Below are 8147 nucleotides of genomic sequence, written 5' to 3'. Positions count from 1 at the left end.
CAAGAGCGTTTTGCTTACTTTTGCGCTTTTCAAAAGTGAGCCGCTGTAAGAGCGGAACCATAAGCGGCCGATACCCAAATAACGGATATACACCCGGTTCAATCACCCACACCGAAATCCAGCATCACCTTCATCGCCCGGCTCTTGTCCGCCGCCAGTTCAAACGCCTTCACCGCCTCGCTGAACGGCACGGTGTGGGAGATCACCGGGCGCACATCAATCACCTGGCGATTCAGCAAATCCACCGCCTGGGCGAACTCCGAATGGAAGCGGAAGGTGCCTCGCAGGTCGATTTCACGGCTTACCAAAAGGTTAAGCGGCAGCGAGACTTCGCCACCCAGGCCGACGGTCACCAGTACGCTGCGCGGGGCCATGCACTCCAGGCCGTTGCGCAGGGCCTGAGCGCTGCCGGAGACTTCGAACATCACGTCGAAGTAGCCTTTTTCGGCGGTGTAGGGCTTCAACGCGTCGGCGTCTTCCGCCAGATTATGGGTACGGCTGGCGCCCATTTTCTCGGCGCAGGCCAACGGCCCGGCGGCCAGGTCCACGGCGACAATTTCCCCCGCACCGGCGGCCCGCAGGCTGCCGATCAACAGGTTGCCGATAGGGCCGCAGCCGGTCACCAGCACTCGCTTGCCGAAGATCGCTCCGGCGCGCTGGATCGCATGCAAACCCACAGACAAGGGTTCGGCCATCGCACCTTCGGCGAGGCTGACATGATCGGCCAGCAGGTGCGCCTGGTGCGTTTCGATCACCAGGGACTGTTGAAACGCGCCTTGCACGTGGGGGAAGGGCATCGCACTGCCGTAGAAGCGCATGTTCAGGCAATGGTTCGGCAGCCCTTGATGGCAATAACGGCAACCCCCGCAAGGCCGCGACGGCGACACCGACAAGCGTTGGCCGACCTTGAACGGGCCACCCTTGCTGCCCACGGCATCGATCACCGCCGACACTTCATGGCCCAGCACCATCGGCTCGCGCAGGCGTACGGTGCCGAAGCCGCCGTGCTGGTAGTAGTGCAGGTCCGAGCCGCAAATTCCGCCCCGGGCAATGCGCACCCGCAACTGGTCGGGGCCGAGGGTGTGAGGTTCGGTTTGCGGTTCTACCCGCAGGTCCTTCGAGGCATGGCAGACGATAGCGTGCATGAAATTCTCCGGGTTACAACGAGGCGGTGATGCCACCGTCCACGTACAGGATATGACCGTTGACGAAACTCGCCGCATCGCTGGCAAGGAACACCGCAGCGCCCGCCAGTTCGGCGACGTCACCCCAGCGCCGGCTCGGCGTGCGTTGCACCAGCCAGTCACTGAACTCGGGGTTGGCCACCAGGTTGGCGTTCAGTTCGGTCTTGAAGTAGCCGGGGCCGATGCCATTGACCGTCAGGCCGTGTGGGCCCCAGTCAATGGCCATGCCTTTGGTGAGCATCTTCAGCGCGCCTTTGCTGGCGGCATACGGCGCAATGCCCGGGCGGCCCAATTCACTTTGTACCGAGCAGATATTGATGATGCGCCCACGCTTGCGCGGGATCATCGCCCGGGCCACGGCTTGGCCGACAAGGAAGGCGCTGTCGAGGTTGGTGCTCATCAACTCGCGCCAGTGGGTTTCGCTGTAATCCTCAAGTGGGCCGCGCCGCTGCATGCCGGCGTTGTTCACGAGGATGTCCAGCGGGCCCAGGCGCTCTTCGATATCTGCCACGGCGGCCAACACCGCTGCGCCATCGGTGACGTCGAACCCCTGGGTATGGACTTCCAGGCCTTCCGCCGCCAGCAACGCGGCACTGTCACGCAAGGTGCTGCGATTACGCCCGTTGAGCACCACCCGCGCGCCGGCCTGGGCCAGGCCACGGGCGATAGCCAGACCGATACCGGCGCTGGAACCGGTAATCAAGGCCAGGCGGCCATCGAGGCGGAAGTTGTCTAAAACGCTTTGCATGGAGAGATTTCCCGTGGCTGAAACAGGTGATCAACACTAACAATCCGAGTGCGAGGTGCCGTCCTTATTGTTATAGGCCAAACCCTGTCATATCGTGCATGACGGACCTAACTTCACCGCAGCCCGGGTTCAGCGTCCAATTTTCATTTGTGATCCAGTGATCAAAAACGGTGATAACCGGAGCCTCATGATGGAACTCAAACACCTGCGCGCCTTTGTCGTGCTAGCCCAGGAACTGCATTTCGGCCGGGCGGCCGCGCAGTTGTCGATCGTGCAACCGGCGCTGAGCATGCAGATCAAACTGCTCGAAAGCGGCCTGGGCGTGCGCCTGCTCGACCGCAACCGGCACTCGGTGACGCTGACCGAAGCCGGGCGGGTGTTTCTCCCCGAGGCCCAGGCCACCCTGCACCAGGCCACTCGCGCCGCCGATGCCGCCCGTGCTTCAAACCGTGGGGAAATCGGCCGGGTGCGCCTGGGATTTGTCTCGTCAGTCTTGCCTGAATTGCTGCCGGGATTGATTCGCGCGATGCATCAGCGCTACCCGCGAATTGAACTGGAACTTAAGGACATGCCCGGCCCGGATCAGGCGACGGCGCTGAAAAACGGTCAGTTGGATTTCGGCCTGATGCGTTTGCCGGCGGCCTATCCCGGCGTGCAGACCCGCGCGGTGTTGCAGGAAAGCTTTGTGGTTGCCTTGCCCATTGATCATCCGTTGGCGGCTCAGACAGCCATTCAGCCGGCCGACTTGCTCAAGGTCCCGGTGTTCATCCTGGCCCGACGGTATGCCCCAGGGTTCTACGACGAGTTCGTCCAGGCCGTGGGCGCGCCCCTGGAGATCGCCTCTGAACTCGGCGAGTTCACCACCATGCTGGCGCTGGTCTCGGCCGGGTTGGGTGTGGGGGTGTTGCCGCAGCAGGCGGCTCGGGCGTTGCCGGCCAATTGTGTATCCAGGCACTTGGAGTTGGGGGCGTTCCGGGCCAGGACCGGCCTGGCCTGGACCGAACTCGACAGCGCAGTGAAAACCACCGTGCTCAACCTGATCGACGAGTTGTTTGGCGAGTGATTATTTCATCTGGTGAAATGCTGGATTGTAAAAACTGGCTATTCTGCTGCGTGCCGTAGCGGTGGAAGATAAGTGCCATCGACACGATTACCGGGTCGAGTCCCTGGCACATCGCGGAGCCTGTCATGATCAAACTGTACCGTTACCCCTTGTCTGGCCATTCCCACCGGGTCGAGTTGATGCTGTCGCTGCTGGGCGTACCCGCCGAGCTGGTACCGGTGGACCTGAAGCAAGGCGCCCACAAAACCTCCGAGTTCCTGACCACCCTCAACAGCTTCGGCCAGGTGCCGGTGATCGATGACAACGGTGTGGTGCTGGCGGACTCCAATGCAATCCTGGTGTACCTCGCCGGCCAATATGGCAACACCCAGTGGCTGCCGACCGAGCCTTTGGCCCAGGCCCGTGTACAGCGTTGGCTCTCGGCAGCGGCGGGGCCGCTGCACACCGGTCCGGCTGCGGCTCGATTGATCACCGTGTTCGGTGCCGCACTGGATGCCGAGGCGACCATCAGCCGTTCCCATGGGTTCCTCAGCGTGGTGGAGCAACAGTTGGGGCAGAGCCGTTTTCTCTCCGGTGACCTGCCGACGATTGCCGATATCGCGCACTACACCTACATCGCCCATGCCCCGGAAGGTAACGTCTCGTTGAGCGACTATCCGCAGGTTCGCGCCTGGCTGGGCAGTATCGAGGCGCTGCCGGGTTTTGTCGGTATGCAACGCACCGCCGTGGGCCTGGCGAAGGCTTGAAGATTTTGTGGCGAGGGAGCTTGCTCCCTCGCCACAACCGCTCCCAAGCCACTGGTTTGGTGGACTACATTCGATTAAGGGGGCTCATGGACCGTTTCCAGGAAATGCAGATTTTCCTCGCAGTCGCCGAAGAACAGGGCTTTGCCGCGGCGGCCCGGCGCCTGAAAATCTCGCCCCCCAGCGTGACCCGTGCGATTGCTGCGATGGAGGCGCGTATCGGCACGCAGTTGCTCTCGCGCACCACCCGCAGCCTGCACCTGAGCGAGGCTGGCCAGCGTTATCTGGATGATTGCCGGCGCATTCTCGCGGAGCTGGTTGAGGCCGAAGAAGCAGCAGCCGGTAGCTTCTCGATCCCATGGGGGCACTTGACGGTCACCGCGCCTGTGTTGTTCGGCGAATTGTTCGTCGCGCCGATCCTGGGGGAGTACCTGGACCAATTTGCCCAGGTCAGCATCAACGCCTTGCTGGTGGACCGTGTGGTCAATATGACCGACGAAGGCGTCGACGTGGCCGTGCGCATCGGGCATTTGCAGGAAAACGGCCAGCAGGCGATCAAGGTCGGTGAAGTGCGCCGCGTGGTATGCGCCGCGCCGGCTTACCTTGAGCGGCACGGCCGGCCACTGCACCCCGGGCAACTGCGGGAGGCGAAGATTGTCACGTCGTCCTCCAGCCAATTGGTCAGCGAATGGCAGTTCAGGGAGAGCAACCAGCCATTGAGCGTGGCCGTTGAGCCACGCCTGGTGGTCACCGCCAACAACGCGGCAATCAACCTGGCGCGCCTGGGCTGGGGCGTCACGCGGGTGCTGTCTTATCAGGTGGCCAACGATGTGCGTGCAGGCGCACTGGAGATCATCCTGCAAGACTTCGAGCCGCCTGCGTTGCCGATCCATGTGGTGTTCCAGAACAGCGCCCGGGTACCGGCGAAGGTCAACACGTTCGTGGATTTTTTGGTCAGCCGGCTGGGGCAGGATGCTGCGCTTAACCCGTCGATGCCGCGGCCGGCCTGATGGACCGCTATCGCGACATGCAGATTTTCCAGACGCTGTCCCGGCAGCCGAGCCTGGCTGCGGCGGCCCGCTGCCTGGGCATCTCGGGGCCCACTGTGATCCGCGCGATTGACCGGCTGGAGACGCGCTTGCGAGTGCAATTGCTGGAGCGCAGCACCCGGGGCATTCGCCTCACCGAAGCCGGGGCGAGGTTTATGGCGGACTGTTCACGCATCCTTGATGGCGTGAGCGCCGCCGAAGCGTCTGCCCAGGGTGCGCATGCGCAGGCCGAGGGGAATCTGCGGGTGTTTTTTCCGTTTCTGTTCAGCCGGTATGTGATGGCGCCGCTGTTGGCCGACTACCTGGAGCGCTATCCCGGCGTCCGGATGTTTGCCCATTACCACGATCATTATCCGAACCTGAATGAAGACGGCCTGGACGTGGCGGTCCTGGTGGGAGAACTGCCCGGGTCATCCCTGATTGCGCGGCCTGTGGGCCATGTGCGCAACATCGTGTGCGCCAGCCCTGGCTACCTGGAAACCCATGGCGAGCCACTGCAACCCGAGGCGCTCAAGCGACATCGACTGGTCGCCAGCCAGGCCTATTCAGACGGGGTGCAATGGGATTTCCTGGCCTCCAGCATCAAGGCCCGGGCGCGCCTCGGTTGCACCACCGTGCAGGGCGCGATCAATGCGGCAGTGCAGGGCGCAGGGTTGATCCGGTGCCTGAGTTACCCGGTCCACGAGCACTTGGCAAACGGCGAACTGCGCCGGGTATTGCAGGCCCATGAACCGCCGCCGCTGCCGGTGCATGTGATCTACCGCGAAGGGCGCAACGCTTCGATGCGGGTGCGCAGTTTTGTCGATTTTACGGTGGCGGCTTTGCGTGAACATCCGGCGTTTCATCCACTGAGGGCTTGATCATGAACCACCAGGACGCGTCCCCCGTCTCGCCATGGCATGCCGGCGAGCGGCAATTGCAGCAAAGTGCCGGCGTGGCTGAGCGCATGGAGGTGATCGGCGCGAAGGTCATACGGGATCATTTGCCGGAGCAGCATCGGGCGTTTTATGAGTTGTTGCCCTATCTGGTGGTGGGCGCCGTGGATGATCAGGGGCTTCCGTGGGCTACGCTGCTGGAGGGGGCGCCGGGGTTTGTGTATTCGCCTGACCCCTACAGCTTGCGTATCGACAGCCTGCCTGCGGTGGATGATCCCGCCGGGGCGGGGCTGAAGAAAGGTGCGGCGGTGGGGCTGTTGGGCATTGATCTGAATACGCGGCGGCGCAACCGTATGAATGGAGTTGTGGGTACGGCTGGCGCTGATGGTTTTGCGGTGGACGTGGTGCACACCTTTGGCAATTGTCCGAAGTACATCCAGTTGCGTGCAGTGGACCCGGATGCTCGGGGGCAGCGTTCTGCTGAAGGCGCGGTGCAGCGCGCCAACTCGCTCGATGAGTCTGCCCGGACGCTGATTCGTAGCGCGGATACGTTCTTCGTCGCCAGTTATGTGGACCTGGAGGGGGATGTGGCCAAGCGTTCGGTGGACGTTTCGCACCGGGGTGGCGACCGTGGGTTTGTGCGGGTGGACGGTGATGTACTGACGATTCCCGACTTTACCGGCAACTCGTTTTTCAACACCTTGGGCAATTTGCAGCTCAACCCGGTGGCGGGATTGTTGTTTGTGGATTTTGCTACGGGTGATGTGTTGCAGGTTGTCGGGCGGGCCGAGGTGATTCTTGAAGGGCCCGAGGTGGCGGGGTTCCAGGGCGCCGAGCGGTTATGGCGGGTGACCGTGGAGCATGTGGTTCGACGGGAAGCGGCGCTGGTGTTGCGTTGGCAGTTCGAAGCGTTTTCTCCTTACAGCCTGTCATTGGGGCCATGGAGGGTCTGAGGGACGCTGTCGAGCACACTCGTGCGACTGAGTTAAAACTCAATTGCGCGGGAGGCGGTGTTTGGTGCCGGGGAATGACGCAATACTCCGTCGGGATTTTGCCTGCCCAATGATGGGCTGTCCCGAGGTTTTCCGATGAATGCACCAAGCCGCCTTGCGCTGCTGATCACCACCACTGCTGCCCTGAGCGCCTGTGGTGAATCCTCCAAATTGCCGTTTCAGGCCGGTGTTGGGCCGAGCCCGCAACTGCCCGAACCTACGGCCTCGCTGATCCCGACACTCAAGGTGTCCAAGGCTGTCGGTTGGCCAGGCGATGCCCAACCGACGGCTCCGGAAGGGTTTGCGGTGACGGCGTTGGCCGAGAACCTTGATCATCCACGCTGGGTGTACACCTTGCCCAATGGCGACGTTCTGGTCGCCGAGAGTAACCATCCGCCCATGCCTGAAGGCGCCACGGATGGCGGCACCGGTTTGCTTGCCTGGGCGCGTCGTACGGCGATGGGGTTTGTGATGGGGCGGGTGGGTGCCGATACGCCGAGCGCGGACCGTATTACCCTGCTGCGGGACGCCGATGGTGATGGGCATGCCGAGGTGAAGAGCGTGTTTCTCAGTGGGCTTACGTCGCCGTTTGGCATGGCGCTGGTGGGTGATGCCTTGTATATCGGCAATGCCGATGCGGTGGTCAAGGTGCCTTATGTTCCGGGCCAGACTCACATCGATGCCACGCCGGTGAAGGTCACCGATTTGCCGGCCGGAATCAATCATCACTGGACCAAGAACGTTCTGGCCAATCCTGAGGGCACCAAGCTTTACGTGACGGTCGGGTCCAACAGCAATGTGGGTGAGAACGGGCTTGCAGCCGAGGACGGGCGTGCGGCGATCTGGGAGTTGGATCTTGCCAGTGGGCAGAAGCGTCTGTTCGCCAGTGGGTTGCGCAATCCCAATGGGCTGGCGTGGAAGCCTGGTTCCTCGCAACTGTGGACGGTGGTTAATGAGCGCGATGAGATTGGCAGTGACCTGGTGCCGGATTACCTGACTTCGGTGCGGGAGGGTGCTTTTTACGGTTGGCCGTGGAGTTATTACGGGGCTCATGTTGATACGCGGGTGCAGCCGTTGCGTCCTGACAAGGTTGCCCAAGCTATTGCGCCAGACTACGCGCTGGGGACTCACGTGGCGCCGTTGGGGTTGACCTTTTCTGATGCGCGGGGGATGCCGGCGGGGTTCGCCGATGGGGTGTTTGTGGGGGAGCATGGGTCCTGGAATCGTAATCCGCAGGCGGGGTACAAGGTGGTGTTTGTTCCGTTCCGGGATGGTAAGCCTTCGGGTCAGCCTGTTGACTTTCTGACTGGTTTTTTGAACGGCGATGGGGAGGCTCAGGGTAGGCCGGTGGGTGTGACGCTGGACGGGCAGGGGGCGTTGCTGGTGGCGGATGATGTGGGGAACAAGGTGTGGCGCGTGGCGTGGGTGAGGCCTTAAGGGGGTTGCTGATGTTGGGGGCATATCCGTTATTTGGGTGATGGCTTGTATTGGTT

The 8147-nt window shown here is 62.4% G+C and carries 8 protein-coding genes; 6 read left to right on the top strand and 2 right to left on the bottom strand.

The annotated features are described in order from the left end of the window. Positions 1 to 98: 98 nt before the first annotated feature. Both K0H47_RS12945 and K0H47_RS12940 read right to left on the bottom strand, forming a co-directional pair. Positions 99 to 1145, bottom strand: coding sequence for an L-idonate 5-dehydrogenase (locus tag K0H47_RS12945; protein ID WP_219272849.1), 1047 nt, complete (start codon positions 1143 to 1145; stop codon positions 99 to 101). Between the two features lie 13 nt (positions 1146 to 1158). Then, positions 1159 to 1932 (bottom strand): glucose 1-dehydrogenase, encoded by a 774-nt coding sequence (locus tag K0H47_RS12940; RefSeq protein WP_093208171.1) that lies wholly within the window; start codon positions 1930 to 1932, stop codon positions 1159 to 1161. Positions 1933 to 2122: 190 nt separating this feature from the next. Here K0H47_RS12940 and K0H47_RS12935 point away from each other — a divergent pair, with 190 nt between their 5' ends. From K0H47_RS12935 to K0H47_RS12910, 6 genes are all read left to right on the top strand, one after another. Further along, the gene (locus K0H47_RS12935; protein ID WP_219272851.1) at positions 2123 to 2995 is read left to right on the top strand and encodes a LysR family transcriptional regulator; all 873 of its coding nucleotides are present in this window, start codon (positions 2123 to 2125) and stop codon (positions 2993 to 2995) included. A gap of 125 nt (positions 2996 to 3120) precedes the next feature. Next, positions 3121 to 3741 carry a glutathione S-transferase family protein gene (locus K0H47_RS12930; protein ID WP_219272848.1) on the top strand — a complete coding sequence of 207 codons (621 nt, stop codon included), beginning with the start codon at positions 3121 to 3123 and terminating at the stop codon, positions 3739 to 3741. 86 nt (positions 3742 to 3827) lie between these two features. Next, entirely contained in the window at positions 3828 to 4748 is a 921-nt protein-coding gene (locus K0H47_RS12925) for a LysR family transcriptional regulator (protein ID WP_219272846.1), read from the top strand. Further along, positions 4748 to 5647, top strand: coding sequence for a LysR family transcriptional regulator (locus K0H47_RS12920; RefSeq protein ID WP_219272844.1), 900 nt, complete (start codon positions 4748 to 4750; stop codon positions 5645 to 5647). The genes K0H47_RS12925 and K0H47_RS12920 overlap by 1 nt, the downstream gene beginning before the upstream one ends. A 2-nt stretch (positions 5648 to 5649) precedes the next feature. After that, positions 5650 to 6615: a pyridoxamine 5'-phosphate oxidase family protein gene (locus tag K0H47_RS12915; RefSeq protein ID WP_063028793.1), complete on the top strand. Its 966-nt coding sequence runs from the start codon at positions 5650 to 5652 to the stop codon at positions 6613 to 6615. Between the two features lie 135 nt (positions 6616 to 6750). Continuing rightward, on the top strand, positions 6751 to 8091 hold the full coding sequence (locus tag K0H47_RS12910; RefSeq protein WP_219272843.1) for a sorbosone dehydrogenase family protein: 1341 nt from the start codon (positions 6751 to 6753) through the stop codon (positions 8089 to 8091). Positions 8092 to 8147: the final 56 nt, after the last annotated feature.

The organism is Pseudomonas sp. Xaverov 83 (assembly GCF_019352905.1).
GTDB classification, from domain to species: domain Bacteria; phylum Pseudomonadota; class Gammaproteobacteria; order Pseudomonadales; family Pseudomonadaceae; genus Aquipseudomonas; species Aquipseudomonas yamanorum.
The sequence above is the reverse complement of the archived record's forward strand: the minus strand, read 5'-3'. Positions and strand labels throughout refer to the sequence as shown.